We start from the raw sequence: 26,317 nt of genomic DNA, 5'->3' as shown, positions 1-26,317 counted from the left end.
CTCAACTCAGCATAAAAGAGTCAAGCTCATCTACATTGTGAATAATCTTGGAATCAGAAACGCCATAAGCTTCAGCTAATTCGATACTAGCTTGTAATCTCACTTCGAGGTTTAAGTTAGGATCAAAAGCTGCTTCTGCTAAATTACCTAGTCGTTCATAGGTAGCAAGAAGATTAGCAACGGCTACCTTGTAAGCTCGGTCAATTTTAGCCAGGGACTGTTGATAATATTGTTCCACTTGTCGAGCAAGATGAGTATCTTGTCCCAATAACTGCTTGCAAAAACCAGTCACGATTCGACCCGCGATCGCACCAATGACAGCGCCAACAACAGGAATCGGAATCAAAGCTTGTCCGATAGTAGCTCCAGCAGCAACAATGGCTGAATCAGCACAAGCAAATAAACTTAATTCAACGAATTGATCTCCAGTAATTTCCCCTCGATTCAAACTACCGACTAAACTAGCAACTTCCAAGCCGGCACTAACAAAAGCACCAGCTAAAGGTGCAGACATTTGGGTAAAATTGGTTAACCCATAAATAACTGTTGCCGATATACCACTAAGTGCAGCTCCTTTTGCGGTATCAATTCCAATTTCTTGCCAGTCTTCGGGGGTTAACTCACCCTTAAAAACGTTTTTACCTTGCTTATACTTAGCGTAAAGCTTAGTAGCAAATCGAATACTACCACCAATAACCGCGCCTTTAAAAGCAACGTTACCAAAATCAGTCAGAGTAGGTTGAGCCTCGTAGCGTATCCCATCCTTAATTTGTTTGTGTTCTTGCTTTAATTCATGCTCTTTGCGGTCTAGCGTATCGTCAACTTTGCCTATTTGCACATCTTCATAGTTAGACGATCCAGCTTGAACAGTCTGACTGAAAGGACGACCAGACATCTGCTCTATTTCTTGAGCTTTTTCTTGTATTTTTTGAGCAGTACGGCTGGTTATTCCCTCGACTTGTTCCCCTTTCAATATTTTATCAATAATTTCATATTGGTTTTTAGGGATATGGTAATATGACCCATCTCTGCCAAAGTTTTCGTATTTCTTCATGTGGTCGAGAACGTGGTCTAAATTATTGCCAACGCCATTCACAAATTTAGACTGTACTTTAATACCATCAATTAAATAATCTTCCGGTGCTGTTCTACCCACTCCATCAAAAGTAGCGCGAGTTTCAGAGGAGTTCAAAAGAGATTTTGCATTGCGAATACCAACTTCCACTTGCTCAGCTATTTCACCGTGTTTTGTGCTTGTGTTTCCCAGAATTTTTTCGGGAGTACCCACAAAATCACGAACTTTATCAATCTCCCCGACCGCTGCAAAAAAAGCTCGGTCTTGTTTACTGAGTTCCCTTGCAAGCTGTTCTGCATGGCGCAGATTTTCCTCTGCTACTATTGCAGCAACGAATTGAGTTGTCAGATGTCTATCTTCTCTGTTTTCCATGCTTAAAAAATTGCAGCATTACTCCCTAATTGCTAGAGGATAATGCTGCACTCCAAATTATAATTACATTTTCAGGTCTACGGTCTTTTTAATAGACTCGCTCAGGGAAGTAATGGAATTGATTAAAGTCCCCAGCCTTTGTTTGAGAGCTTGGCTAAAATTCAGGTAATTCAAAGGTGCATTCTGCTTGAAGTATTGCAGTTCACTTTGAATCAACTTAGCTAGTTTGACAGTTTCCCCCTCAAGAAGATTGACTTCTTTCTTGGTTATGTTGACTTTAGCTGTGTCACCTTCAATTTCAAGAGCGCGGTTGTTGGCTTCGTCACCAATTTTTTCATTCTCGTTACTTGCCCAAAAAGCACTACCAGCCAAAGCTACACCACCAATCCCCCAGCCAATCGGCCCTGCTAGTGCCAGCAGTGCATTTCCAGCCACCATACCGCCACCACCCACAGTAAGAGCGCCACCTCCTAACCAGGCTAAAGCAGCATTAACGGCGGCTGCACCGGAAAGAGAAGCAATTGCAGTACCTGTTGAGGCTGTTCCAAAAGTTGTGGCAATTGCCATTGCTGCTGCTGGCCCAAAACAGGCAACTCCTGCTCCAGCCATGACTCCTGCACCACCTGCTGCTGCTACATTGCTGTTATGAGCCGAATAAATTAGATCCCAATCTTCGCCAGTAATTTCCTTGAGCTGAAACTTCAGTTTTGTAACAACTTTGCTAAATTCTTTTGGCGAATTGGCCAGCGTGTTAATGTAATTTTCGCATAGTTGGATAATCTCAACCCCACGATTAACTCGCGTTTGATAAAGACTTCCAGCGGCATTTTGTAAATACTCACAATCTCTTTGGTACTTTTCTACTGCACGGCGCAGTTTCTCTTGTGCCTCTTTTTTGTATTCGTGGTTAAACATTTACGGGTAAATACCTAATTATGAGGAGTTTGTGTTGATAACTCTGTCCAGCAGATAACTCTACCGCGCCAGCAGTGAGCCTTCCCCGATTCCAGGTGTAAAATTAATCACGATCCTGCTTTCCCTGATCTTAACCTAACCACCTTTAACAAAGAAACTAATAAGCATTAGGAATCGTGTTAGACTTTGATTATAAAAAATCCAGAAACCTATCCCCTGCAATGGCATCCTCTAACGATCGCTTCCCCGAAGCTGCCCGCGACTGGGACTTAGAAACTCTTTACACAGACCTAGCATCCGCCAAGGGAAAGCGGCTCACGCCCACAGAGAAACAACATCTACGGGGTCTACTCTGCGGCTACAGTCCCGCCGAAATTGCCGAAAGACTCAGTAAAAACCCCAAGGGAATTGCCGTAGATTTCTGTAATACTTTATACCAATACGTAAAAAATCTTGTAGGTAAAGCTGATGAAAAGGTAGAAAACTGGAGGAAGATTTGTGAATGGCTGGAGGACGCAGGATATAAAACTCAGCCATCTCCCGAACCTGAATCAGGCGATTGTTTATCCGCAAAAATTATAATAAAAAAAGCAAATGTAGTTCTTGATAAAAATCAAATCATAGTTGATATAAACCTGCGAATAGTCGCCTCCTCACCTTCAGAGATTCCCATTATAGAAAAGTTTGATATCAATAGCAATGGTGCAAACTAACGAAAGTGCGATCGAACTGAGATGTTGCACCATTCTCAATTACTTGTTTATGAACAGGCTTTTCGGCCTGTTCCACAAGAAAATTCACTCTTTGTGGAACAGGCCGAAAAGCCTGTTCTTGAGAATGGTGCAAGATGTGCGATCGAACGCATCAACTTAATGTTAGTCCTAATAGCAATAAGGGCGGGCAAGATGCCCACCCCACATACTAGATATCAATTTGATATCAGACTTAAATTTTCAATACCCCCAGGGGAATTCGAATCCCCGTCGCATCCGTGAAAGGGATGTGTCCTAGGCCTCTAGACGATGGGGGCGCGTCGTTGCGTTTGCTTGTGTTCCGCACCTTTATTACCTTAACTAATCTTTCCCAATCTGTCAACTACTTTGCGAAACTTTTTTTTCTACTCGTCCCAAAGCACGTCACAGTAGGCTTTGAGGATGGCGGCGCAATTGCCGATCGCCCCGAGATGAGCAATTTCAAAGCCGTGGGTGTTCTGGGTGGGGAAAGCCAAACAAGCGGCGCGGGCTACGTGGCCGAACTTCATGGCGATCGAAGCATCGCTCCCAAAACCGCTAATTACCGCCAACTGCACCTCTACATCGGCTGCTGCGGCGGCTGCGCGCAATTGGGCGTTCAATCCTTCATCGTAGACTCCGTAGCCGTCCTGAACCAGCAAAACCGGGTTTTCGCTGTCACGAATCGGGTATTCCGGCGCCAGAGGGCAAATTTCCAAAGCGATCAGCGCGTCCAACGGCTGGCGCTGGGTGAAATACAAAGCTCCAATCGCCCCAACCTCCTCCTTCGCCGACGCTACCAAATAAACATTCACCGCAGGCTCTTTCAAACATTCCGCCAGAGCCAGCAAAATCGCCACTGAAGCCTTGTTGTCCAGAGTGTAGCTCGCGATCCAGTCCTTCAACCGCAGCGGGCGCTTGCGGTGCTTTCCCACCACCATCCGCGTGCCCGGTCGAATTCCGGCCTCGGCTAATTCCTCGGCGGTACACTTAGTTTCGATCCAGGCATTTTCCCACTTTAAAGAAACATCTTCCTGCTGAGCTTTCTGAGGAGATTCGTGAGAAACATGGCGGGAACCGAAGCTGAGAATGCCGCTAATTGTTTGCTTGTCTCCGAGCAAATCCACCACGCCTTCGCCGTAAACCCAAGGAAATGCGCCGCCCAATCTGCGGACTTCCACGCGGCCACTCTCGCCTATTGTTTTAACTAGGGCGCCAATTTCGTCTTTGTGGGCGGTAATGGCGATCGACTTTTCGGGATTGCGACCCTTAATTAGGGCGATCGCATTATCCGCGCGATCGACCCAAGCATTCACTCCCAGGGCGGCGAATTTTTCCATCAACCGCTGGTTAATTTCCGATTCCGCACCGCTGGGTGAGTGCAGCATTACTAATTCTTCGATTGTTTGGAATAGGCGATCGAACTCTAACATTTTTTATTTTCGTTTTTAGGAGCGAATTTTGACATATATTAAAGCACATTTACTCACTCTTTCCCGGCGGTACACTTAGTTTCAATTCAGGCATTTTCCCACTTGAAAAAACATCTTCCTGCTGAGCTTTTTGAGGAGCTTAGGAATGAAGCAATTGGAGGCAGTAAAGGGCCATTGAGTAACAAGATTCATGCGATCGCGTGGATGCGTTGGGCAATCCGTTGGAGTTTCACCTCACCCCCCGACAAACTGGTGACGCGAGCAGGAGGCGACCAACTGCAGCCATTACTGGTGGCGGATACACTGCTGGCTAACAAGGGCTATGATCCAGATCAGCGCGTGATTGACCGCCTCAATGCCGAGGGGAAGACCACCGTCATTTCACCTCGCCGCAATTGCAAGACCCTGGAAACTTACGATGCTCAATTGTACAAAGCCCGTCATTTGATTAAGAACTTTTTTCCCAAGCTGAAGCAGTATCAGGGAATCGCGACGCGCTATCACCCTAGGCGGTGAACTTTCCGGCGTGCGATTCTTCTGGTTGCTGCCGTCATCGGGTTGAATTGATGACACCCCCTAAATTAACTTGACAGTGCCGTAAACTAATATGCCTAACCTCTTGAGCACCTTCTTTTCTAGTAATTTCATTCCTCACGGGCATTGTTACCTCTGGAAACCGGGGTTAGTCTGGCTGCACTTAACGTCCGATGCCTTGACTACCCTCGCTTATTACTCGGTGGCGTTTGCCATTGTTTACTTTACGAATGAGCGTAAGGATCTGCCTGCTCACACCGTGATGCTGCTGGTGGGTTTCTTTTTTATTTTTGCCTTATGTGGCACGACGCACCTAATGGGAATAGTGACACTTTGGCACCCCATTTATTGGGTTTCAGGACTGATCAAAGCTGTCACTGGTGTTTGGTCTTTCTATACGTTCACTTTTTTACTGATTCCCTTAATTCCAGTGGCACTCGATACGCCCAGTCCAGCTCAACTTGCCCTTACAAACCAGGAACTAGAAAATAGTCGCCGCCGTATCCAGGCGATTAATGTGGAGCTAGAGCAACGGGTGCAGGAACGCACTGCCCAACTGGAAGCGTCTAATCGCACCAAAGACGAATTATTGAAGCGTGAACAAGTAATTCGGGCAGAGGCAGAGGCCGCCAACCGTGCCAAGGATGAGTTTCTCTCGATTCTTTCTCATGAACTCAGAACTCCTCTCAACGCGATCTTAGGATGGTCAACGATGTTACGGCAAAAAAACCTGAGTGAGGATAAGGTGGCGCGGGCTTTGGAGACGATCGAGCGCAACGCAAAGTCTCAAGCCCAGCTCATCGAAGACATCCTCGATGTTTCTCGCATCATCACAGGTAAACTGCGCCTCCGAGTCCGGCCTGTCAACCTCGTGCCGGTGATTGAATCGGCGATTGAGTCTGTACAATTGGCTGCTGAGGCAAAGTCTATTCGCCTGCAAAGCGTGCTCGATTCTGAAGCTGGCCCGCTCTTGGGTGATGCCGATAGGTTGCAGCAAGTTGTGTGGAATCTACTTTCTAATGCCCTCAAATTTACCCCTAAAGACGGGCGAGTCCAGATTCGTTTGCAGCGGGTTAATTCCCATGTTGAAATTACTGTCAGCGACACTGGAGCAGGCATCAGCTCGGACTTTCTACCGTTTGTCTTCGATCGCTTCAGCCAGCACGACAGCACGACTACTCGCAGTTATGGGGGGTTGGGTTTAGGGTTAGCCATTGTGCGTCAATTAGTTGAATTACATGGCGGGACTGTAACGGTAGTGAGTCCAGGGATAGGACAGGGGACGACTTTTACAGTCAAACTGCCGGTGATGATTATCCATCTACCACCGAGCGATCCAGAGCCATTAAACTCGATCGTCGAGGCGAATGGGAGGTTTCAGGCCTCGCCCACCCTTGAAGGCTTACAAATCTTAGTGGTAGAGGACGAGGCTGACGCCCTAGAGTTGCTGAGCACAATTCTGGAAAAGTATGGTGCTCATGTCATGGCTGTGGCTTCGGTAAAGGAGGCTTTGAGCATTATCGAAACCGCAACTGATCGCAGCCCCGATGTTTTAGTGAGCGATATTGGGATGCCGGATGAGGATGGCTACTCCCTGATCCGCAAGCTGCGTCAACTTGAAGCGCTGCGGGGCGGTAGGCTACCCGCGATCGCGCTGACGGCTTATGCCCGGAATGACGATCGTCAGCAGGCACTATTAGCAGGTTTTCAGATGCATTTGACCAAACCCGTAGATGCTGCCGAGTTAGTGGCGGTGGTGGCCAGCCTCACCGGACGTACAAGCAGGTGCTAAAACCCAGGTGTTCAAGAACAAATGTTGCGTTTGAGAATAATGGGCTTTTTGTCAGCAGCACAAACCTCTGTTAACTTGATTCAGGCAACAAGTCTACTGTATCCAGGATAGGAAGCACTCAGAGTGGTTATCGAGTAGAGCCTGCGTGAGTGCTAGATTCTCTAGGGTGCGAATTTCATCTTTGTCAGCGGTAATGGCGATCGACTTTTGGGGATTGCGGTCGGGAATTAGGGCGATCGCATTGTTTGCACGATCGAGCCAAGCATTCACTCGCGGGCTGGCGAATTTTTCCCTCAACCGCTAGTTAATTTCCGACTCCGCAGCCCTGGCGAAGTGGAGCCTTACTAACTGTTCAATTGTTGGGAGCAGTCGATCGCACTCTAACATTTTTCAATTCCGTGTTTTGCAGCGCCTTTTGACATATATTAAAGCATATTTACTCTTGTGAACAAAAAAATAACTCTCTGTCATGATATCTAGCGCCTTCTCAACAAACTCCGAATCAGCCGGATTGGTTGACTAAAACTATCGCCTTCAGGTTGAATTTGCATAGTTCAACTAGATTTACAAGCGGTGCAAAATGTGAATTAAGCTGTGGAGCATTTAAACCAGTAACGAGGCTAGTAGGGTGCGTCAGGAGTGAACCCTTACGCTGAAACGGAAAACCTTAGATGCTGACGCACCTTACGCAAGCCCTTTAAATGCCGAACAGCTTATTACTTAGGAATGAGAATTAAATAACTTCCACAAGTGTGTGGGATGGGCGTCCCGCCCGTCCCACAATAACAATTAAAATTGTAAGTTATTTAATTCGCGATCCTTAGAGGCTTTTCCATCATCGAACGTTATGTTAAAAAAATGAAAACAAATCTCCATCTCTCCCTATGCTTGTCCATAAACTTCAGCAACTCGTGCAGGGCCAAATTAGAGCAAAAAATTTAGGGATTAAATTTAACAGAGTTGCTAACTTTCAATTACCCGAACAATTAATTGTGCAAGGAAAACTGCATCAAGTAAACGTGCCTTCAGAGAAAGGCATGGACGGAGAATTTATAGAAGTGCTTTTAGACGACTGCTACGGAGTCGAGAAATTATCTGAATTGCTGACGACAATTATTGATATTGGAGCCAATGTCGGCTTATTTCCGATTGCTGCGAGGAACAGATTTCCCCAAGCCGTAATTCACGCCTACGAAGCTACTCCATACCTAGAAAATTATCTCAAACATCAATCTCAAATCGCAAAATTTACATATTTTATGGAAGCAGTAGGATGTCGAGATGGTAAAGTAGTCCTCGACATTCGGGAAGTTTCGGCAAAAACCCGATCGACAGTTAGCGAAAGCGGCGAAATACCAAGGATATAATTTCGTAGGGCGATCGAGCGAATTGGTGGTAGCGTCGATTTAGCCAAATTATACTGCGAAGGTGCAGAATGGCTGTTATTTGAAGATCGAGATACTTGGCAACTTGTGCAAAACCTTTCTTTAGCATCCCGAACCTGCAACCCTCAAGGATATAGCAGATGTTGAAGAAGGAAGTTCGGCAACGGATTCGCTTTCTTCTGATGTAACGGAGCTCAGAAAGAAAGTTGGTTGTGCTGGAGTTGTGGTGATAAGTTACAGCAGAGGGAGATCAGGGTTTGGATCGCGGGCTTACAGTGGCATTTTTTTTGCGGAGTGGCATAACTACTCGGAATCCACAAATATGGCAATTCGTCAAGCGCTAGTGGGAGAGGGTAAATTAGTGTTAGGTAGAGAAAAATCTACAGGCAGTATCGAAGTGCCTGTGCCATTCGGCTTGCCAGCAGGATCGGGCTGGTAAAGTTGGATACGATCGCGCCCAAGTCGTTTAGCTTGATACAGCGCTTGGTCGGCTGCAGCAATCAGAATTTCGGCTCCCGATTCAGATCCAGGAACAATACTCGCTACGCCCAGGCTGAGAGTGACGTAGGGGCTCACCTGAGAACCAGCGTGAGGCAGCTCCAAAGCTGCTATTTTGAGCTGTATGTGTTCGGCTACCAACACCGCGCCTTGAATCGCGGTATTGGGCAAAATAACGGCAAATTCTTCGCCTCCGTAGCGAGCTACTAAATCTGCTGGCCGATTGACTGCATCGGCGATCGCCGCGGCGACTTGTCGCAAACATTCGTCTCCGCCTTGATGCCCGTAGGTATCGTTGTAGCTTTTAAAAGAATCAATATCGCAGAGAATCAGGGACAGAGGCGTTTGTTCCCTGGCTTGTCTGTGCCACTCCATTTCTAAATACTGATCGAAACGGCGGCGGTTGGCTAGCTGCGTGAGTTCGTCTAAAGTTGCCAAGCGCTCTAACTTGAGGTTGGCCGCTTGCAACTGCTGGTAGAGTTCTGCTTGCTTGATGGCGATCGCCAACTGGGTGGCCAGAGAAGACAGCAACTCTACTTCCAACTGCATCCACTGCCGGGGACTGCACTGGTGGGCCATCAGCAGCCCCCACAACTCCTCTCCTTGCACTAAAGGCACAACCAAATAAGCTCTCACCGCGAATTGTGCGAGCAAGTCAATTTGATATTGCGGCAAATCTGCGGCCAAGACATCGGCGATCGGTCGGATCGCTCGATGTTGGTACGCTTCGAGATAGAACTCGTCAAAACAGAACTTTTCCAGGGTTTCCCCCAACATCGGCTTGCAGTTGGCAGCTACAGATTCCACTGTTACCGCCCCCGTCGCCGGGGCGGCGCAGAGACTGCCGGTACAGGGGTTAAACCGGACAATCATCACTCGATCGGCCTGAAGGAACTGACGCACTTCTGTCACTGTTGTGCGGAGCACTTCGCCCAAATCCAGAGACTGGCGGATGTGCTGAGTAATCGTCGCCATCAGCAGTTCTCGTTCGTTCTGCTGCCGCAGCGTCTCTTCTGCCCGCTTGTACTCAGTGATATCTTGAGCGGTGCCGAAAATTTGTTTGGGACAGCCGTCGGCTGTGCGGGCGAAAACTTGGTCGCGGCAGCGAAACCAGCGCCATTGGCCCGATCGATGTTTGAGCCGATATTCCAACTCCAAAATATGCCCGTCTTGAGTCGAGGGAAATTTTTTCTGGTGGGCTTTGAGCCTCGGCAAATCTTCTGGGTACACCAAACTGGAGTACAAAGCAGTTTGCATCTGTAAAATTTCTTGGGGAGTGTAGCCCAGCAATTTAGAAGCTTGACCGTTGACGTAGACGTTGCGCTGTTGGGTCAAATCGTAGATGTAGAGCAAATAAGGCGCCGCGTCAGCAATTTGCTGGATGAAATGCTGGCTCGATCGCAATTCTTCCTCCACCCGCTGACGCACTTGCACTTCTTCCACAGCTTGATCCCGCATTGTGCGGTAAGCTTGGATGCGATGGGTGAGGTCGGTCACGTCTTGAATCACCAGCAGCGCGTAGAACGATGGGGCATTGACCCCCGGCCATATTGATGACGAAACTGAGGGTGGAGATTCCCTAGACACAAAAGCACTTCTTGACGATCGGGAGCCGACAGTACCGTCTGATTCCAACTCAAGAGTATGGAGAACCCAGTCTCTAATCTCCTGTTCTTCAATGCCAGCCTCTACGGCCGGCACAGCAGTCACAGTAGTTTGCTGAATTCGCTGCTGGCCGTCTTGCCAAGTTGCCGGAATCAGGTGTTTGTGAATTTGAGAAGAAAAAATTGTTGGCGGGCCTCCTGCAAAGATTTGCTTGAAGCGAGTGGCGTACTTTAACTGACTCAGGTGAGGAAAATGGGTTGTGATCTTTGTTCCCAATATTTGGCTGCGGGAAATTTTAGTCCACTCTTCGAGACAAGTGTTCCAAAACAGCACCACAAAATCCTCTTGCAGCAAGCAGGCGCCGACTGGTACGCTGTCGAGAACCCCAAACTTTTCCTTAATACTTTTGCTCTCCTCAATCATAGACCCCCGGCAAGTTGATTGATAGCAGTCAACAAGGTGTCAAAGGAATTAACATTGAAAATAAGAATGATATCTCCTTCAATGTGAAGCCTTTCAATCATGAAACTGGTCTGGGCTAATAAAACAACTGTATCAGTAGCTAAACCGCCAGATATCAGCAAACTAGCAATCGTCCCTTCGCTATAAGTGGGAATTGAATAGTTCAGGCGCTGCTGAAGTACGTTGCTGATTGCACCCATGACCCCATTAATTACAATATTTCCCACTTCACTCAGCGTACCAATTTTGACTGAATCGAGATCCTGAGTTCCAGCTTCTTCCCCTGTCAGCATTGTCACCAGCAGGGCAGCGCTGTTTGTGGGAAAGACTAGCTGGGCAATGCCTCCAAAGGAGCCTGTGAATTTGAGCTGGACAGCGGCGATTTGCTCGCCGTTGAGGTGTTGCTCTAACTCTTCTGCCACGTCGATGGGAGTCAGAATCTGAAGGTAGGGAATTTGCAAGCGAATCGGGGAGTCGATCATGTCGTTCAAAACCCCTGCGGCTTGACCGATCCCGATGTTGACGAGTTCCTGCAAAGCATCGAGCTGTCGAGTGCTTAATTTCATTGGGTGTTCTCCTCGCTGACACTGAGAGCTTTTTTGATCCACCCGATTAGTTCGTCTGAGTTGGGCATTTTGTGAATGACTGCTAGGGCTCCGAGTTCCATGCACTCGGAGCGTGTGCTGGCTTGGATGTCTGCGGTAATGACGATCACTGGAATTTTATATCCTCGATCGCGCATGGCTTGCAGGACTTCCCTACCTTCCATTTCCGGCATCAGCAAATCCAAGAGCATACAGTTTGGGGTTTTAGTGCCGAGCAGTTCTAGAGCTTCTGGGCCGCTGGATGCTTCCCAAGTCTCGTATCCTTCTGCTCGCAGGATTTTGCAGATTACCCTGCGAGTCAACCACGAATCTTCGACAACGAGAATTGATGTCACTACGTTCTCCTCCTTCTATTGTTTAGGACTGACCGGCGTTGCAGGTACTGCTTTTATCTTGACAGTAATTTAAAGTGCTGAGACGGTGTGCGATCGAGCTTCACTTGCAATTCCTGTTCTTAAAAACTAACGCATTAATGTATTGGATAGTTTAGTATCTTGGACTATGTGAAGAAAAAACCCGGTTTCTGAATGAAACCAGGTTTGCGGGATCTCTATTGCTCCTAACATGGGCGCTCAATTATAGATTACCAAACGCTTCCGGAGGGACTCTACTCGCTGTTTAGCCGTGGTATTGTCTGGCTCGCAGGCGAGAGCTTGTTCGTAGATTTCCAAGGCTTGAGCTGTTAATTTTTTGCGCTCGTAGGCGTGACCCAGATTATTGAGAGATGTAACGTATTCTGGCTGCAACTTCAGGGCTTCTTTGTAGTTGCGGATGGCGATGTCGTACTGTTCTTGGCCAAAGTGTGCAAAACCGAGGGCGTTGTAGATAACAGCTTGATTTTCTTCGCCTTCTAAGTCTTTGGCTTTCAGGGCTTTTTGAAACAGTACGATCGCCTGGGAGTAAAGCTTCTTATCTAGATAGATACTTCCTAATTCGTAGTATTCCTGCGCTGTTCCTTTTTCTACGGTCAGCTTATTTTCTAAGCGTTCCAGAGACATTTCCAGCTTCCGAGTTTTGAGAATCTGGCGCACCACAAACCAGGAAGTGCTGCCGAGTATAGCGAGCAGGACTGACAAGTAAATAATGAGCAAATTACTATCCATGTTTTTCTTAAAATTAGGTAGGTCTGTGGAAGGTTTTATTTATTTTAAGGCAGTAGAAATCTCTGATATCTGCTTCTGCAACTGTATAAAAAACAACGAAATAGCGATCGACTGGCCCGATCGCGATTTCTGAAAAAGCAAGAGTCCAGAAGTAAGAACAAAGAAGGAAAGTTTGTCTCAACCTCCTAAATTTATCAGGAGTTTTCCTTCTCTGGCAGACCGTTAAATCTTTCTTACTTCTGCTTTCTGCCTTCTGAAAATCAAGCTAACTTTCAGCCTCCGGCTCGATTAGCCATTTCCACGACTTTACCGAATGTTGCCGGGTCAACGATCGCCATTTGTGCCAGCATTTTGCGGTTGATTTCGATGTTGGCCTTTTTCATGTTGCCGATCAGTCTGCTGTAGCTCGTGCCGTGCTGGCGCGATGCAGCATTGATCCGAGCAATCCACAGGCGGCGGAAATCGCGTTTGCGTTTTTTGCGATCGCGATAACCGTTACGCAGGGCCTGCATCACCCGTTGGTTAGCTGTGCGGAACTGTTTCGACTGTGCGCCTCGGAAACCCTTGGCTAATTTGAGAATTTTTTTGCGGCGCGCTCTGGCGACATTACCGCGTTTTACCCGTGTCATCTTTAATTTCCGTTAAACTTTACAAGTATGGAAGCATTAACCGCACGTTAGCGTCGTTGGTCTCGTCGATGACGACCAGCTTAGAGAGACGGCTTTTGCGAGCTGAACTTTTGTGCTGTAGCAAGTGGCTTTTGTAAGCTTTGCGGCGCACAATTTTACCGCTGCCGGTCGCTCTAAAGCGCTTTGCGGCTGCTTTGCGAGTTTTGAGTTTTGGCATGGACTGGTGTTATTTGGACACAAGCTTCAACCGTATCACATTTGTGGTACTTTCTGCAAGGGAGATTTGCGGGTTGGGGGCGGCACTGTATTTACTGCGATATACAGGAGGGGCGATCGGGCGATCGGCTAATCTTGTGGTTGTTTGCTGCAGTTAACAAATAGTATAAAATGTTATACTGCCGTTGCGGTATCATAAAGGCTTATCAACAGAGTTAATATTTGAAACCTGTTCGTGAGGCAGGATAATTAAATTGAATATCCAACCTTAATTATTGATTCGGGCGCTTACATATCCCATGGAAAAAATCCCTGGAAAATATCCATTGCTCAGTAATGACAACTTCAACGAACATTACTTTGCTAATTATAGCGGTTCTGGGGTAAATGAGGTACACAATTCCACTAAAAAAGCTTGATAACACAGGGTTTTGGCGTACTCCATCTTTCTGAGAAAGGCTATATGTCATAAATGTACTGGCGAAATCAATAAGTGCTTAATTGGAATTACCCGAAATATATAGCGTAAAAGCTTCAGCCGGGAAAGATTCTTGGGCAAAAGTTCCTTGGATAGCAATATTTAACAACCTTGTAACTGAGAGTTTCCAGTCGTGGTTTTACGGGAGCATCTCATATTTGTAAAAACACTTCTTCTGGCTGCTTCCTTCTGACTCTTTCCTCCTGCCTCCTGCTCCGCAGCAAGAGAGCCTCAAAACTCCAATTTCTAGCTTAGCTGCTTTCATTGAGATGCTCCCGGTTTTACTGTGTTTATTTCGCGCCTACTTCTCGGAAATTTATCCTTCTCTCAATCAAGGAATAGCAGATCAAAGAAATACAGCATATTCCATGTATATGTAGTACACACAAGAAGAGAGACGCGAGTAAGGTGCAGATACACCCGTCAATCTACAATCTTTATCAAATATGAAGCAGATCCGCACCCTACCGATTAACACCACATAAGGAATGAGAATTAAATAACTACCACTCTTGAAAGTGGGATGGGCTCTTATAGCCCGTCCTTTTTGGACGGGCTATAAGAGCCCATCCCACAATAACAATTAAAATTGTAAGTTATTTAATTCCCGATCCTAAGCCTCGTTACTCGTTTAAATGCTCCACAGCTTAGGGGATGTCGCTCACCCGATGCGACCATCCTTATGATTAGGGGTTACTATCGCATTTGAGCAAGACTTAAGTGTCAAATAATTTGCTAAACTTGTCCATAGTTAATCGCCGAGAGAAAGTTCTATGTGGAAAGTGGCAGAATTCGCAAAATTAGTGGGAGTCTCAAGCTCTACGTTACGGCGCTGGGAAAAGGAAGGCAAGTTAATCCCTGAGAGGACACTGGGTAACCAGCGTGTTTATTCAGAAAGTCACCTAAATATAGTCCGGAACCTCAAAACCGGTAAAACGCCACCCCATCGGGTGATCGTATATTGTCGCGTCTCGTCCACTGGACAAAAACAAGACTTACTTCGTCAGACACAAGCTATGGAACAATTCTGCTTGGCGCAAGGAGTTGCTATCACAGACTCCATTCAGGAGATTGGGGGTGGACTTAATTTCAAACGTCCCAAATTTCTGCAAATCTTACAATGGGCGATGCTGGGCGATGTTAGGGTGTTGTACGTGGCCCATAAAGATCGCCTGTGCCGATTTGGTTTTGAACTTGTCGAGCAAATTCTAGAGTGGAATGGCGGGACAATTATCGTCGCCAACGCCGAAAGCCTTTCACCGCATGAAGAATTGACTCAAGACTTGCTTTCGATAATCCACTGTTTTTCTTCCCGCCTCTACGGACTGCGGAAATACAAAGCTAAAGTTAAGAATATTGTAGAGGGTATAGATCCTTGTTCGGATTCCTCTATAGTGAATCAAGTAAGCAGCTCCAAGTAAGTTTAACTATATTTGGCGTCAAACTATCGCTAAAATTGAATAACAATGAAGCAACCTTGGTGGCCAAACACCTAGGATTTTGGCACGTAGTATTTAATTGTGGATTAAGCCGGAGAACCCAAATGTATAGCAATGGGAAGCTTTCTGACTCCAAGGTACTCAACGAAGTCAAAAAAATTCTCACCAACCACGTCAAGAAACAGCCTAAATTCGTTTGGATGAACCAGTTGTATAGTCGAGTTTATCAAAATGCTTTGATTGACTTGAAAGATGCGTTTAGTCGATATCGTTCGGGAAAAGCAGGTTATCCAAAATTCGCTAAGCTGTGGAGCATTTAAACCATTAACGATCCAGGTAAGGTGCGCCATTCGCGAACACTTACTATACATGGGAAACGCTTATTGACCAAGAATTTCTTGATGGTACCCGCCACGTGATTTATCCGTGGAATCAATCCAAAATCTAAAATCTAAAATCCTTGCGTCCCCCGAATTTATCTCGCGCAAGTCAATCCAAAATCTAAAATCTAAAATCTAAAATCGAATGACGCTGGGCCCCCTACTATCCTCCTTTAAAGGTCGAACAGCTTAGCCTCCGGGGAGGTATTTAAGTTGGATATAGTAGTGAACTCTCAATACAAACCTTTCGGGATTTTCGGGATTGGGAATTAGACGCGGATTTTTGCAATCTACTAGCAAATCGAAAGTGTCTAACACAGTGTGACCGATGAATACGATATCGCCTAAAACCATTACCGCATCAATCGTTTCGCGCCCTTGCATTTCAATGATAATCGGCCCAGTAAAACCCACTGTTTCTTGTCGGCTATCAGCATATTTTGCTATTTCCTGACCACCAATTTCTTCATGTGGTAGCCGCCACGTGATTTATCCGTGGAATCAATCCAAAATCGAAAATCGAAAATCCTCAATAAAGAGCATTTATCTGTGGGGTCGCCTCTAAAATCTAAAATCTAAAATCTAAAATCGATTGACTCCTAATTCTTAAACCCAGGTGTTCGCGGACTTCTACAGGAATAGCTGTGCGTACCGTACCAGTATCTATGAGTGCTTCTGCTTCGTACACACGCAACAGATTTGGATTGAGCAATCCTCTTTGGACTACCTCTGCATCAATGGCATTCGTTAGCTTGACTTTGACTCGAACTGCACCCATATTTTTGCGGGATTGAGTTTGAGCGCGATCGAGATTTATCATATCGCCTCTTTTCGTCTAGAAAGTCTACCTTTGATTCTAGCCCTAATTGATGGTTGTAAGGTTCGCAATGCACACCCTACAAGTAGAGTTTGTACGTAAGTCTTACAGCGTATTTCTGGTTTAGGAAGTGCAGTAGGGACAAAGGCTTTCGCCGTATCCCTACGGGCTTCTATCACTCTTGTGGGGAGTAGGGGTTGGGCCTAAGAGCCCGCCCTAAACATACAAGTTAAATGCACAACAGCTTACTCATCTTCTGCATAGATAAACCGATACAATTCGCTAGGATCTGGTTCAGCGCTTTTCTCAGCAAAATCCACTGCATCGTCAATTACTGCTTGAATCTTACGATCGATCTCTTTCAATTCTTCAGCCGTTGCCAAAGTTCGATCGATCAACTCAGCAGCCAACTTCTTAATCGGATCGCGGGGGAACCAATATTCCTTCTCTTCCTTAGAACGCAACTCATCAGGATCGGCCAAAGAATGCCCGCGAAAGCGATAAGTCAAAGCCTCGATCAAAGTCGGTCCCTCGCCGGCCCGCGCCCGCGCCACAGCTTCCTTCGCCACTTCCCGCACCGCCAAAACATCCATCCCGTCAACCTCAAAACCAGCCATGCCAAAAGCATGAGCCTTCTTGTAAATTAGCGGGTCAGAAGTAGCTCGCTCGTGGGCCATCCCGATCGCCCATTTGTTGTTTTCCACAACATAAATAATCGGCAACTTCCACAAAGCCGCCATATTCAAACACTCAAAAAACTGCCCGTTATTTGCAGCACCATCGCCAAAAAAACAAGCAGTCACGCCATCGGAACTCTCATCCCCCAAAGCTTCGCGCCGGTACTTCGATTGAAAAGCCGCACCCGTAGCTACAGGAATTCCCTCAGCCACAAAAGCATAACCTCCCAACAGTCGGTGTTCTGCCGAAAACATGTGCATCGAACCGCCGCGGCCCTTCGAGCAACCCGTTTCCTTCCCGAACAACTCCGCCATTACCTCCCGCGCCGGCACGCCCGCGCTCAAAGCGTGAACGTGATCGCGGTAGGTGCTGCTAACGTAATCAGTGTCATCCCGGCGCATCGATCGAATCACGCCAGTAGACACAGCTTCCTGACCGTTGTACAAGTGGACAAAACCAAACATTTTGCCCCGGTAGTACATCTCAGCACACTTGTCCTCAAAGTAGCGCCCCAAGACCATATCCTCGTAGAGCATTAAGCCCTCATCCCGAGAAATGGTTACGCTTTGCGCGTCAAAAACTGGTAAAGTCCGTTCCTGAACCATAAATAATTAATACCCGACGATCGGCTTCCTAGACATGTGAACTACCCAGCGCTGACATAAAGGTACAGCGTGAGCTTCTGACTTCTACGGGGATTGCGTCAACTTGGACTTGCGTCCCAGTCTCGGACTCACATCCCCTCCATCAGCAGCAGTCCTGGTTCCCAAGACCGATAGCATTCTGATTCCTTCTGCTCTGATATTGGTTGCAGCGTTGCCATCTCTATCGTGATGAGTACCACAACTAGGGCAAGTCCATACCCTAACACCTAATGGCATTTCATTCACCTGATAGTGACAATTTGAGCAGAGTTTCGAGCTAGGGAACCATCGGTCAATCTCTACTAACACTTTACCTTCGCGGTCAAGTTTGTAATGCAAGAAATTGACAAACATTCCCCAACCTACATCAGAAATTGCTTGAGCTAGTTTGTGATTACGAACCATGCCCTTAACGTGAAGGTTTTCGACTACGATGACTTGGTTATCGTCAACAAGCTTTCTTGACAGCTTATGCAAGTAGTCTTGGCGGACATTGCTAATTCGTTCGTGAACCCTAGCCACCAGTTTCGTGGCTTTATTTCTAGACTTGCTTCCTTTCTCCTTTCTGGCTAATTTTTGCTGCTTTCTTTTCAGGTTGCGTTCATGTTTTGCTAAATGCTTGGGATTAGGGTACTTGGATGTCTTGATGCCATCATTAACAACAGCAAAATCTTTCAATCCCAAGTCAACTCCGGCAACTTTTCCATCGGTGCAAGCAACTGGTTTATCTCCTTCGAGTTTTGTCAGCACAGAGGCATAGTATTTCCCCGAAGGAGTAACACTGACTGTTACAGTTTTGATGGTTCCTTCAATCGGTCGATGTAACTTGGCTTTGACAAGGCCGACACGACCGGGAAACTTGAGGGAGCCGTCAACCAGTTTGACTGATTGCGGGTACTGGATTGACTGCCTATTTTTCTTGGATTTGAATCTAGGGTATTTTGGCCTAGACTCAAAAAAGTTCTTGTAAGCAGTTACCAGGTTAAGCGTAGTAGCTTGCAGAACCTGAGAGTAACACTCAGACAACCATTGTGTTTCTTCTTGTTTTTTAAGGTTTGGCAGGAGTTTGTTTAACGCAACTTGGGTCAAGCCTTTACCCGTGGCTTTGTAGGTTTCAATACACATATTTAGTGCGTAATTCCACCACCAGCGGGAACAGCCAAAGTGTTGAGCTAGTATCCCCTGCTGTTGGGTTGTCGGATATAGCCTAACTTTGACGGCTTGATGCTGCATTGTTTTCACATCCCTTTAGAATTATATATATTTCTGATAAAATTATTCCCTCTAGCTTGCAAATTTTACGCCTGATTGACCAGATAAAATTTGCTTGGGGGAGTCCATGTATCCCAACGCTGACCCAACGGGTACAGGGTGGGACTTAGAGCTGCCCCAAACCCCCTCAAAAGTTAAAATGAGTTTGGCCCTCGGGGCGGATTGCCGGGACTCGGAGAACAAACTCCCATCTAAACCCCATGCACACGAATGATATAATTCCATTACTCTCAAACCCGAAAATGCTCAAGAGTCAAACCACTCATTTAGCTGACGGGCAATGGGCCTTGGCATTTTCCTCACTGTAAAACGCCCTAGAGGGAAAAAAATCAGAGTATCTCTACGGCAAGTCCAACATACCGTGAAGGGGGCGGTTGGAAGCCAACACCAGAATTTTTGATTTGGTTTGCGGGAGTATGTCACTTAAGATAGGCTAATTCAGTTGCTAGCGCTTTGGGGAAGTGGACAGTTCTTTAACTTATGTTAATTCCACTAGATTACTACCGGATTTTGGGTCTACCGATTCAAGCTACTGCCGAACAGTTGCAGCAGGCTCACCGCGATCGAACTTTACAGCTTCCGCGCCGGGAGTATTCCGAAGTTGCGATCGTCGCCCGCAAACAACTGCTCGATGAAGCCTGCGCCGTTCTGTCAGACTCAGAGGGGCGCAAAGCTTACGATGCCAGTTTTTTAGCCAAAACTTACGATCGAGAGTCGGAAGCGGCACAGGAAGCCAAGCACCAGAGGTCAAAAACCTCAGCAGGCCCGGCCACCTTCCTGCAAGACGCAGGAGAAACCGTTCCGGCAGAGTCCAAGGCTTTAGAGGCTGCTCCCGACCCCCACACTCCAAGTATTGAAATCGATGACAACCAATTCGTAGGAGCCCTGCTCATACTGCAAGAACTGGGAGAATACGAACTCGTACAGAAGCTGGGTCGCCCGTATCTTAACAATGGCAGCATCGCGATCGCAGAAGGTCGTTTCGGCGACCCGCAGCTCGTGAGGCCAGATATAGTTTTAACCGTCAGCCTTGCCTGTCTAGAACTCGGCCGCGAACAGTGGCAGCAAGGTCAGTACGAAAATGCCGCAAAATCATTAGAAGCAGGTCAAGAATTGCTGCTGCGCGAAAGCCTATTTGCAAGCGTGAGGGGTGAAATGCAAGCCGACATATACAAACTCCGTCCGTACAACATTTTAGAGCTATTATCACTTCCCGAAGAAAAAGTCGCTGAGCGTCGCAAGGGACTGGAAATCCTGCGAGAAATGCTTCAAGAACGAGGCGGTATCGACGGTTCGGGAGACGATCGATCGGGTTTAGGAATAGAAGACTTCCTCCGGTTCGTGCAGCAAATGCGTAAACACCTAACCAGCAGCGAGCAGCAGGCGCTATTTGAAGCCGAAGCCGGCCGCCCCTCCGCAGTCGCCACTTACCTCTCGGTCTACACCTTGTTAGCCCAAGGATTTGCCGCCAGACAGCCATCGATGATCCGTCGGGCCAAGCTGATGCTGATGCAACTGGGTCGCCGCCAAGACGTTCACCTGGAAAAAGCCGTCTGTTCCCTGCTGCTGGGCCAGACAGAAGAAGCCAGCAGAGCCCTGGAACTGAGTTCGGAAAAAGAACCCCTGGCCTTCATTCGCGAACATTCCCAAGATTCACCCGACTTGTTGCCCGGACTGTGCTTGTACGCCGAACACTGGCTACAAGAAGAAGTGTTTCCCCACTTCCGCGACTTGGCCAACGAGTCAGTGTCCTTGAAAGATTACTTTGCTGACCCGAAAGTACAAGCTTACCTAGAAGCTTTGCCACAGGACGCAGAAACCGCCAACGAATGGGTCGTGGTGCAGCCCCGCTCCGGCAAGCTTCCAGGGCGACTGCAACCGACAGCAGGCCGATCGCCCGCTGCCATACCCACACCGGCACCCACAGCCAAGCAGGGAGCCAGTACGGTCACGTTGACCCCCGTACCGGGCGCGGATTCCACCGCAGCCTCTGGCGCGAAATCCCCGGCAACGGTGGCCGCGCCTAGCGCTGTTGCCCCCGTCTCTCTCCCGATAGCTACAGTGCCACACCCTGCAGAATCGACTTCCAAACATCGCAGACGCCAACATTCAGGGCGCAGCGGAGCAAGTGGCAAGGGGCTAAAGGGCGATTTTGTCGATCGAGCGCGCACCAAGGCAACAGAAATTACCGCCCAAGTCAAGTCCATGCCTCCAAACAAGCTGGCTTTGCTTCTAGTGGCAGGTGTCCTGAGCCTGTTATTCCTGTGGTTAATACTCAGTCTGTTGGCTAGCGCGATGCAAGCCCTATCGGGCCCCCTCCAAGGAGAGCAAGCCCTCGTTCGCCTGGAAGAACCGCCCATAGAAATCCCTGCCTTGGCCCCAACCCCAGAACCGAGCGCCACAGGCGCAGTATCGGGAGCAATCACTGAGGAATCAGCCGGACAAATAGTTCAAAGCTGGCTATCGGCGAAAGCAGCGGCTTTGGGCCCCAATCACGCTGTCGAAGAATTAAAGCAAGTTCTCACAGAACCGGCTTTGTCTCGCTGGCAATTAATGGCAGAAGCTCAACAGCGTAACAACGCGCACCAGCGTTATGTACACAAGCTGCAAGTTAATGGAGTTACCACAAATCCGACTAATCCCGATCGCGCCCAAGTAGATGCCCAAGTCGCGGAAAAAGCCGAAGTGTTCGATCGTTCTCAACTCGTTTCTTCCCGCAATGAAAACCTGCGGGTGCGCTACGACTTGATCCGCCAAGAGGGACAGTGGCGGATTATGGATTGGCAAGTGATTAAGTAAGGAATTGGTAATTAGTAATTGAGCAGAAGGAGTCAGAAGTCAGAAGTCATATTATGTCGAGTAGATTACGCCTAATAAGGTAGGGGCGGGTTCACGAAAAATATCTGCCAATAATTGACAATCTCAAAAACCCGCCCTTTTAATCGCTCGATATCCATCCGATATGATATCAGAAGAAAGAAGACTGGATTAAGCATACCTATGCCTGAAGTCAGGGGTAACTGTCACGGAAAGAATTTTTTGGTGTCCACGATTAAAATCGCGGGATTTAAAGCTCGATTCTCCATCCTGTCCCACAGAAACTGTTCTGGATTCTGGCTCCTGAATTATTCGTAATTGGTAATTTATGCTGGCTAATTACTAATTACCAATTTCTGATTATTAGGTGAATTTTTAATTCCAAAAGCGGGAGTTTTGAATTGCAGATTATTGTTGAAGGCTGGCGTTTTATTTATCATTCCTATTGCGTAGCCAATCAATTTCAACTGCTGGAAATGCACGCGCGGCGCAGCTATCCCGTAGGGAATCGCCCGCGAGGACAAATTGAGCTTTTTCACCGCGATATGCCCTACATTGACCCAGCTTGGGAGACGAAAATTAGTTTATTCGATCGCCCAAATGAAACTTTACTCCGCAGCATTAAGAGCCCTGCGGTAAATCAGTCAGCGGATGTTACGCTGCGAATATACTGCCCGTGGGACTTCTCGGCATCCAGCAGCGCTCAAACTTGGGTATTTGCAGCTACAGAATGGGGGATTATTACGAGTTCAGTATTACAGGGGATGGGTGTTAAGTCGATCGCCGAAACTGCGGTTAACTCAGAAACGAAAATTATTACACCTTCAGCTTGGTCAAAAGCTGGCTTAATTCGCAGCGGTGTTGAGGCCGATCGCATTGCCGTCGTACCTTTGGGAGTCGATCCTAAGATTTATTATCCTGCTGCGGGCGATCGGCGTCAATCACTGCGCCAAAGCTTGGGCTGGTCAAACTATTTTATATTTTTAAACATCGGAGGACAAACGGATCGCAAAGGCATTCGCCCTTTATTAAAAGCCTTCGCTGCGGTAGTTGACAAATATCCAGATGCGAGATTAGTTTTAAAAGGTTCAGAACTGCTTTATCCGTCGAGAGACGAGATTGCCCAAGCCTGCCGAGTTGTGCTCAACGATGCGGAAAGAGCGAGGGTTTTACCAAGATTAATTTATACTGGTAGCCAGCTATCTTTTGCTCAAATAGCAGAGTTTTACCAAGCAGCAGATGTTTATGTTTCTCCCTATTTGGCAGAAGGTTTTAATCTGCCGGTGTTGGAAGCTGCCGCTTGTGGTTTGCCGGTTATTTGCACGGCGGGCGGCCCTACAGATGATTTTACGCGATCGAACTTTGCACAGCGGATTGAGAGTAAATTTACGGCTGTGGTGAGTGACGGGGAAACCTTATTTATCTTAGCTCCTGATGGGGAACATTTGATTGATTTGATGTGCAGGGCGATCGAACAGCCTGGATTGGCTGCGAAAGCGAGGGTTGCGGGCCCGGCTTTTGTGGCTGAAAATTTTACTTGGAGGCGTGTAGTCGATCGATTGCTTGAGGTTATGGGAGGAGATAAAAAGAGAGAGGAGAGGTCTATTTTTGAGCCAATAATTTTGTAGTTTGGGCGTTTCAAGCCCTAGATGGGGAAATAGGTTTTTTCCGGCGGATGATTTTTTGTCATTGGTCGTAGTTGCCGTTGAATTCGTTTCAATCCCTGATAGGGTTTTAGGTTTTTTCCGGCTTAAGTGATAGCAGGGTGATAGCAGGGTGATACCAAGTTTCAATCCCTGATAGGGTTTTAGGTTTTTTCCGGCGGGGTTTGCAGATTGTGTCGGAAGTATGAAAGGTTGGTTTCAATCCCTGATAGGGTTTTAGGTTTTTTCCGGCGAATTGTTCTATCAGTGTCGAAAGAGGTTTGGATGGAGGTTTCAATCCCTGATAGGGTTTTAGGTTTTTTCCGGCAATGTGACGGGTCAGTTTTGCCCGTGAACGTGACATTGTTTCAATCCCTGATAGGGTTTTAGGTTTTTTCCGGCAACTTAATCGAATTCAGCCAATTTGTATCGCTGGCAGTTTCAATCCCTGATAGGGTTTTAGGTTTTTTCCGGCTCTAGCTGTCCGTGATCGGTCAGCCAGTTCGTCACGGTCATTAGATCGGTGGGACGTTTCAATCCCTGATAGGGTTTTAGGTTTTTTCCGGCTCATCTCTGCCAACCCCAACAGACACATCAATTCTCGATGTTTCAATCCCTGATAGGGTTTTAGGTTTTTTCCGGCCTACGAATCTGGGCCCCTCACGCCAGAGATAGTGGTTTCAATCCCTGATAGGGTTTTAGGTTTTTTCCGGCGGGAGTTGTCACCCAAAGTGAGTAAAAGCGATCGTCGTTTCAATCCCTGATAGGGTTTTAGGTTTTTTCCGGCCAGAGATGGAATTGCTCAAAGAAACTGAGCCAAAAGTTTCAATCCCTGATAGGGTTTTAGGTTTTTTCCGGCCAAGCAGCACTGCCTGTATATGTGCTCTTCAAGAGATATTAGTGTTTCAATCCCTGATAGGGTTTTAGGTTTTTTCCGGCGTGATGGATTAGCAGTTTCCTGCCGCAAGCCTGGTTTCAATCCCTGATAGGGTTTTAGGTTTTTTCCGGCACAAAAAGGCAGTCATCTTCCTTGTCAATACTTTCGTTTCAATCCCTGATAGGGTTTTAGGTTTTTTCCGGCCCATCTTCTGCGAGTGGGACGACATACCGATCGCCGGTTTCAATCCCTGATAGGGTTTTAGGTTTTTTCCGGCGGCATGGTTCCTGAATTAGCTCACGAAACCCCAAAAAAAGTTTCAATCCCTGATAGGGTTTTAGGTTTTTTCCGGCTAAAATGATGGTTACTCAGGCGACTATCAGAGAGTTTCAATCCCTGATAGGGTTTTAGGTTTTTTCCGGCTTTCATTCATTACCTATTAATTGATATGCCTAAGTTTCAATCCCTGATAGGGTTTTAGGTTTTTTCCGGCCATCAACGCGAAAAGCTCTAACCCTACCAATCAAGTTTCAATCCCTGATAGGGTTTTAGGTTTTTTCCGGCCCGAAAACGCACCACAAAGGCGATGGCCAGAATGTTTCAATCCCTGATAGGGTTTTAGGTTTTTTCCGGCAAATCTTCTGGCCCATTTCCCGGTGGATTGAAAGTTTCAATCCCTGATAGGGTTTTAGGTTTTTTCCGGCGCGAATCAAAGAGACTCAAGAAACTATCAACGAATTAGTTTCAATCCCTGATAGGGTTTTAGGTTTTTTCCGGCTCGATCGTCACAAACTCTACCTCAATGCCACCAGTTTCAATCCCTGATAGGGTTTTAGGTTTTTTCCGGCTCAAAGCTGAGGCCACGCTGCAAAAAGTACAGCGCGTTTCAATCCCTGATAGGGTTTTAGGTTTTTTCCGGCTGATTCAAAAGTTGAATGATACTCTCGACAAATTAGCTAGTTTCAATCCCTGATAGGGTTTTAGGTTTTTTCCGGCCCAGGGGCTTATCCTCAGCCCTTATATCTCTTGTGTAGAAAGTTTCAATCCCTGATAGGGTTTTAGGTTTTTTCCGGCCCGGCTTTCTCGGTCAAGTCGAGCGGTTCTCTGGCAGTGTTTCAATCCCTGATAGGGTTTTAGGTTTTTTCCGGCAAAGCAGCTTAAGTCAGCAGCGCCGCCGAAAGATCCTGTTTCAATCCCTGATAGGGTTTTAGGTTTTTTCCGGCACAGATATGAGTAGCTTAAGATTCCCCGTCAAAGTTTCAATCCCTGATAGGGTTTTAGGTTTTTTCCGGCGCGAAATATACAGAGCTTGGCGCTTCTTATGAGCGTTTCAATCCCTGATAGGGTTTTAGGTTTTTTCCGGCCTTTACTAAGGTGATCGGCTCCTGGTTGTTCTCGCGTTTCAATCCCTGATAGGGTTTTAGGTTTTTTCCGGCTCAAGAGGCGATCGCCAACAATCGGGAAGTGTCCCCGGCGTTTCAATCCCTGATAGGGTTTTAGGTTTTTTCCGGCGTTGCTGCAGCGACTTGTTCACGAAATCGGGTGGTTTCAATCCCTGATAGGGTTTTAGGTTTTTTCCGGCTTGCCAGTGCCAGCCGCACAGATAGGAGAAATCGTCAGTTTCAATCCCTGATAGGGTTTTAGGTTTTTTCCGGCTTTCCGGGAAATGATGGAAGTTTTACAGGTTCAGATTGGGGTTTCAATCCCTGATAGGGTTTTAGGTTTTTTCCGGCGCAGCCCGGAAAGCCGCATCGACGCCACGCGCGCAACCCACAAAGTTTCAATCCCTGATAGGGTTTTAGGTTTTTTCCGGCTTGAGAGCTATCATTAGTTGAGCAATATCTTCTTCGGTTTCAATCCCTGATAGGGTTTTAGGTTTTTTCCGGCACAACTCCGTAGTTTGGTCGCCCTTGATCC

23 protein-coding genes, 1 tRNA gene and 1 CRISPR repeat array (1 of these 25 only partly in view) are annotated in these 26,317 nt (G+C 47.1%); of the genes, 9 read left to right on the top strand and 15 right to left on the bottom strand.

The window, feature by feature from the left end; genetic code table 11:
- Position 1: 1 nt before the first annotated feature.
- Both QUB51_RS03225 and QUB51_RS03220 read right to left on the bottom strand, forming a co-directional pair.
- Complete coding sequence (locus QUB51_RS03225) at positions 2–1,447, bottom strand: hypothetical protein (RefSeq protein ID WP_333298215.1); 1,446 nt, start codon at positions 1,445–1,447, stop codon at positions 2–4.
- 63 nt (positions 1,448–1,510) lie between these two features.
- Positions 1,511–2,362, bottom strand: coding sequence for a hypothetical protein (locus QUB51_RS03220; protein ID WP_333206328.1), 852 nt, complete (start codon positions 2,360–2,362; stop codon positions 1,511–1,513).
- A gap of 221 nt (positions 2,363–2,583) precedes the next feature.
- On the opposite strand from QUB51_RS03220, the gene QUB51_RS03215 reads away from it, so the two are divergent.
- Entirely contained in the window at positions 2,584–3,075 is a 492-nt protein-coding gene (locus QUB51_RS03215) for a helix-turn-helix domain-containing protein (RefSeq protein ID WP_333298213.1), read from the top strand.
- Between the two features lie 244 nt (positions 3,076–3,319).
- Here the strand turns inward: QUB51_RS03215 and QUB51_RS03210 are convergent.
- Both QUB51_RS03210 and QUB51_RS03205 read right to left on the bottom strand, forming a co-directional pair.
- A tRNA-Glu gene (locus QUB51_RS03210) sits at positions 3,320–3,392 on the bottom strand.
- A gap of 87 nt (positions 3,393–3,479) precedes the next feature.
- Complete coding sequence (locus tag QUB51_RS03205) at positions 3,480–4,526, bottom strand: M42 family peptidase (RefSeq protein ID WP_333298212.1); 1,047 nt, start codon at positions 4,524–4,526, stop codon at positions 3,480–3,482.
- A gap of 102 nt (positions 4,527–4,628) precedes the next feature.
- On the opposite strand from QUB51_RS03205, the gene QUB51_RS03200 reads away from it, so the two are divergent.
- Both QUB51_RS03200 and QUB51_RS03195 read left to right on the top strand, forming a co-directional pair.
- Positions 4,629–5,042 (top strand): hypothetical protein, encoded by a 414-nt coding sequence (locus QUB51_RS03200; protein WP_333053721.1) that lies wholly within the window; start codon positions 4,629–4,631, stop codon positions 5,040–5,042.
- 91 nt (positions 5,043–5,133) lie between these two features.
- Entirely contained in the window at positions 5,134–6,852 is a 1,719-nt protein-coding gene (locus QUB51_RS03195; protein ID WP_333053720.1) for an ATP-binding protein, read from the top strand.
- A gap of 93 nt (positions 6,853–6,945) precedes the next feature.
- Here QUB51_RS03195 and QUB51_RS03190 read toward each other — a convergent pair whose 3' ends face one another.
- Positions 6,946–7,149, bottom strand: a complete 204-nt coding sequence (locus tag QUB51_RS03190; RefSeq protein WP_333053719.1) for a hypothetical protein — start codon at positions 7,147–7,149, stop codon at positions 6,946–6,948.
- A gap of 587 nt (positions 7,150–7,736) precedes the next feature.
- Here QUB51_RS03190 and QUB51_RS03185 point away from each other — a divergent pair.
- Positions 7,737–8,219 carry a hypothetical protein gene (locus tag QUB51_RS03185; protein WP_333053718.1) on the top strand — a complete coding sequence of 161 codons (483 nt, stop codon included), beginning with the start codon at positions 7,737–7,739 and terminating at the stop codon, positions 8,217–8,219.
- 351 nt (positions 8,220–8,570) lie between these two features.
- Here the strand turns inward: QUB51_RS03185 and QUB51_RS03180 are convergent, their stop codons facing one another.
- The 6 genes from QUB51_RS03180 to rpmI all read right to left on the bottom strand — a co-directional run bounded on the left by QUB51_RS03180 (position 8,571) and on the right by rpmI (position 13,356).
- Positions 8,571–10,763, bottom strand: a complete 2,193-nt coding sequence (locus QUB51_RS03180) for a diguanylate cyclase domain-containing protein (protein ID WP_333259179.1) — start codon at positions 10,761–10,763, stop codon at positions 8,571–8,573.
- Positions 10,760–11,368 carry a chemotaxis protein CheC gene (locus QUB51_RS03175; protein ID WP_333053716.1) on the bottom strand — a complete coding sequence of 203 codons (609 nt, stop codon included), beginning with the start codon at positions 11,366–11,368 and terminating at the stop codon, positions 10,760–10,762. The genes QUB51_RS03180 and QUB51_RS03175 overlap by 4 nt, the downstream gene beginning before the upstream one ends.
- Positions 11,365–11,742 carry a response regulator gene (locus QUB51_RS03170; RefSeq protein ID WP_333053715.1) on the bottom strand — a complete coding sequence of 126 codons (378 nt, stop codon included), beginning with the start codon at positions 11,740–11,742 and terminating at the stop codon, positions 11,365–11,367. Before QUB51_RS03170 ends, QUB51_RS03175 begins: the two co-directional genes overlap by 4 nt.
- A 237-nt stretch (positions 11,743–11,979) precedes the next feature.
- Positions 11,980–12,510, bottom strand: coding sequence for a tetratricopeptide repeat protein (locus tag QUB51_RS03165; protein ID WP_333231755.1), 531 nt, complete (start codon positions 12,508–12,510; stop codon positions 11,980–11,982).
- A gap of 272 nt (positions 12,511–12,782) precedes the next feature.
- Positions 12,783–13,139 carry a 50S ribosomal protein L20 gene (gene rplT, locus QUB51_RS03160; RefSeq protein WP_333053713.1) on the bottom strand — a complete coding sequence of 119 codons (357 nt, stop codon included), beginning with the start codon at positions 13,137–13,139 and terminating at the stop codon, positions 12,783–12,785.
- Positions 13,140–13,158: 19 nt separating this feature from the next.
- Positions 13,159–13,356, bottom strand: coding sequence for a 50S ribosomal protein L35 (gene rpmI / locus QUB51_RS03155; RefSeq protein WP_006634164.1), 198 nt, complete (start codon positions 13,354–13,356; stop codon positions 13,159–13,161).
- Between the two features lie 500 nt (positions 13,357–13,856).
- On the opposite strand from rpmI, the gene QUB51_RS30365 reads away from it, so the two are divergent.
- The 3 genes from QUB51_RS30365 (at position 13,857) to QUB51_RS03145 (ending at position 15,592) form a co-directional block, all read left to right on the top strand.
- Positions 13,857–13,997: an MrcB family domain-containing protein gene (locus QUB51_RS30365; protein WP_445243015.1), complete on the top strand. Its 141-nt coding sequence runs from the start codon at positions 13,857–13,859 to the stop codon at positions 13,995–13,997.
- A gap of 609 nt (positions 13,998–14,606) precedes the next feature.
- Positions 14,607–15,254 carry an IS607 family transposase gene (locus QUB51_RS03150; RefSeq protein ID WP_333053712.1) on the top strand — a complete coding sequence of 216 codons (648 nt, stop codon included), beginning with the start codon at positions 14,607–14,609 and terminating at the stop codon, positions 15,252–15,254.
- A gap of 122 nt (positions 15,255–15,376) precedes the next feature.
- Positions 15,377–15,592 (top strand): hypothetical protein, encoded by a 216-nt coding sequence (locus QUB51_RS03145; protein WP_333053711.1) that lies wholly within the window; start codon positions 15,377–15,379, stop codon positions 15,590–15,592.
- Positions 15,593–15,841: 249 nt separating this feature from the next.
- Here the strand turns inward: QUB51_RS03145 and QUB51_RS03140 are convergent, their stop codons facing one another.
- The 4 genes from QUB51_RS03140 to QUB51_RS03125 all read right to left on the bottom strand — a co-directional run bounded on the left by QUB51_RS03140 (position 15,842) and on the right by QUB51_RS03125 (position 19,024).
- On the bottom strand, positions 15,842–16,036 hold the full coding sequence (locus QUB51_RS03140; RefSeq protein ID WP_333338503.1) for a hypothetical protein: 195 nt from the start codon (positions 16,034–16,036) through the stop codon (positions 15,842–15,844).
- A 184-nt stretch (positions 16,037–16,220) separates the two neighbouring features.
- Positions 16,221–16,472, bottom strand: coding sequence for a hypothetical protein (locus tag QUB51_RS03135; protein ID WP_333053709.1), 252 nt, complete (start codon positions 16,470–16,472; stop codon positions 16,221–16,223).
- 242 nt (positions 16,473–16,714) lie between these two features.
- Positions 16,715–17,752: a pyruvate dehydrogenase (acetyl-transferring) E1 component subunit alpha gene (gene pdhA, locus QUB51_RS03130; protein ID WP_333053708.1), complete on the bottom strand. Its 1,038-nt coding sequence runs from the start codon at positions 17,750–17,752 to the stop codon at positions 16,715–16,717.
- An 84-nt stretch (positions 17,753–17,836) separates the two neighbouring features.
- Positions 17,837–19,024 carry an RNA-guided endonuclease TnpB family protein gene (locus QUB51_RS03125; protein ID WP_333053707.1) on the bottom strand — a complete coding sequence of 396 codons (1,188 nt, stop codon included), beginning with the start codon at positions 19,022–19,024 and terminating at the stop codon, positions 17,837–17,839.
- A 519-nt stretch (positions 19,025–19,543) separates the two neighbouring features.
- On the opposite strand from QUB51_RS03125, the gene QUB51_RS03120 reads away from it, so the two are divergent.
- Together QUB51_RS03120 and QUB51_RS03115 are read left to right on the top strand one after the other, a co-directional pair.
- Entirely contained in the window at positions 19,544–21,862 is a 2,319-nt protein-coding gene (locus tag QUB51_RS03120; protein WP_333208181.1) for an IMS domain-containing protein, read from the top strand.
- A gap of 419 nt (positions 21,863–22,281) precedes the next feature.
- On the top strand, positions 22,282–23,508 hold the full coding sequence (locus tag QUB51_RS03115; protein WP_333259183.1) for a glycosyltransferase family 4 protein: 1,227 nt from the start codon (positions 22,282–22,284) through the stop codon (positions 23,506–23,508).
- A gap of 85 nt (positions 23,509–23,593) precedes the next feature.
- Positions 23,594–26,317: direct repeats of the CRISPR family, unit length 37 nt; unit sequence GTTTCAATCCCTGATAGGGTTTTAGGTTTTTTCCGGC; it runs 45 nt beyond the window's last position.

The organism is Microcoleus sp. AT8-A3 (genome assembly GCF_036705675.1).
Taxonomy (GTDB): Bacteria; Cyanobacteriota; Cyanobacteriia; order Cyanobacteriales; family Microcoleaceae; genus Microcoleus.
This window is presented reverse-complemented; position numbering and strand designations above follow the sequence as displayed.

What these genes read in the sequence shown, in the direction of transcription:
- QUB51_RS03225 (WP_333298215.1), bottom strand. Translation starts at nt 1,447, where the DNA reads ATGGAAAACAGAGAAGATAGACATCTGACAACTCAATTCGTTGCTGCA.
- QUB51_RS03220 (WP_333206328.1), bottom strand. Translation starts at nt 2,362, where the DNA reads ATGTTTAACCACGAATACAAAAAAGAGGCACAAGAGAAACTGCGCCGT.
- QUB51_RS03215 (WP_333298213.1), top strand. Translation starts at nt 2,584, where the DNA reads ATGGCATCCTCTAACGATCGCTTCCCCGAAGCTGCCCGCGACTGGGAC.
- QUB51_RS03205 (WP_333298212.1), bottom strand. Translation starts at nt 4,526, where the DNA reads ATGTTAGAGTTCGATCGCCTATTCCAAACAATCGAAGAATTAGTAATG.
- QUB51_RS03195 (WP_333053720.1), top strand. Translation starts at nt 5,134, where the DNA reads ATGCCTAACCTCTTGAGCACCTTCTTTTCTAGTAATTTCATTCCTCAC.
- QUB51_RS03185 (WP_333053718.1), top strand. Translation starts at nt 7,737, where the DNA reads ATGCTTGTCCATAAACTTCAGCAACTCGTGCAGGGCCAAATTAGAGCA.
- QUB51_RS03180 (WP_333259179.1), bottom strand. Translation starts at nt 10,763, where the DNA reads ATGATTGAGGAGAGCAAAAGTATTAAGGAAAAGTTTGGGGTTCTCGAC.
- QUB51_RS03175 (WP_333053716.1), bottom strand. Translation starts at nt 11,368, where the DNA reads ATGAAATTAAGCACTCGACAGCTCGATGCTTTGCAGGAACTCGTCAAC.
- QUB51_RS03165 (WP_333231755.1), bottom strand. Translation starts at nt 12,510, where the DNA reads ATGGATAGTAATTTGCTCATTATTTACTTGTCAGTCCTGCTCGCTATA.
- rplT (WP_333053713.1), bottom strand. Translation starts at nt 13,139, where the DNA reads ATGACACGGGTAAAACGCGGTAATGTCGCCAGAGCGCGCCGCAAAAAA.
- rpmI (WP_006634164.1), bottom strand. Translation starts at nt 13,356, where the DNA reads ATGCCAAAACTCAAAACTCGCAAAGCAGCCGCAAAGCGCTTTAGAGCG.
- QUB51_RS03150 (WP_333053712.1), top strand. Translation starts at nt 14,607, where the DNA reads ATGTGGAAAGTGGCAGAATTCGCAAAATTAGTGGGAGTCTCAAGCTCT.
- QUB51_RS03145 (WP_333053711.1), top strand. Translation starts at nt 15,377, where the DNA reads ATGTATAGCAATGGGAAGCTTTCTGACTCCAAGGTACTCAACGAAGTC.
- QUB51_RS03140 (WP_333338503.1), bottom strand. Translation starts at nt 16,036, where the DNA reads ATGCAAGGGCGCGAAACGATTGATGCGGTAATGGTTTTAGGCGATATC.
- QUB51_RS03135 (WP_333053709.1), bottom strand. Translation starts at nt 16,472, where the DNA reads ATGATAAATCTCGATCGCGCTCAAACTCAATCCCGCAAAAATATGGGT.
- pdhA (WP_333053708.1), bottom strand. Translation starts at nt 17,752, where the DNA reads ATGGTTCAGGAACGGACTTTACCAGTTTTTGACGCGCAAAGCGTAACC.
- QUB51_RS03125 (WP_333053707.1), bottom strand. Translation starts at nt 19,024, where the DNA reads ATGCAGCATCAAGCCGTCAAAGTTAGGCTATATCCGACAACCCAACAG.
- QUB51_RS03120 (WP_333208181.1), top strand. Translation starts at nt 19,544, where the DNA reads ATGTTAATTCCACTAGATTACTACCGGATTTTGGGTCTACCGATTCAA.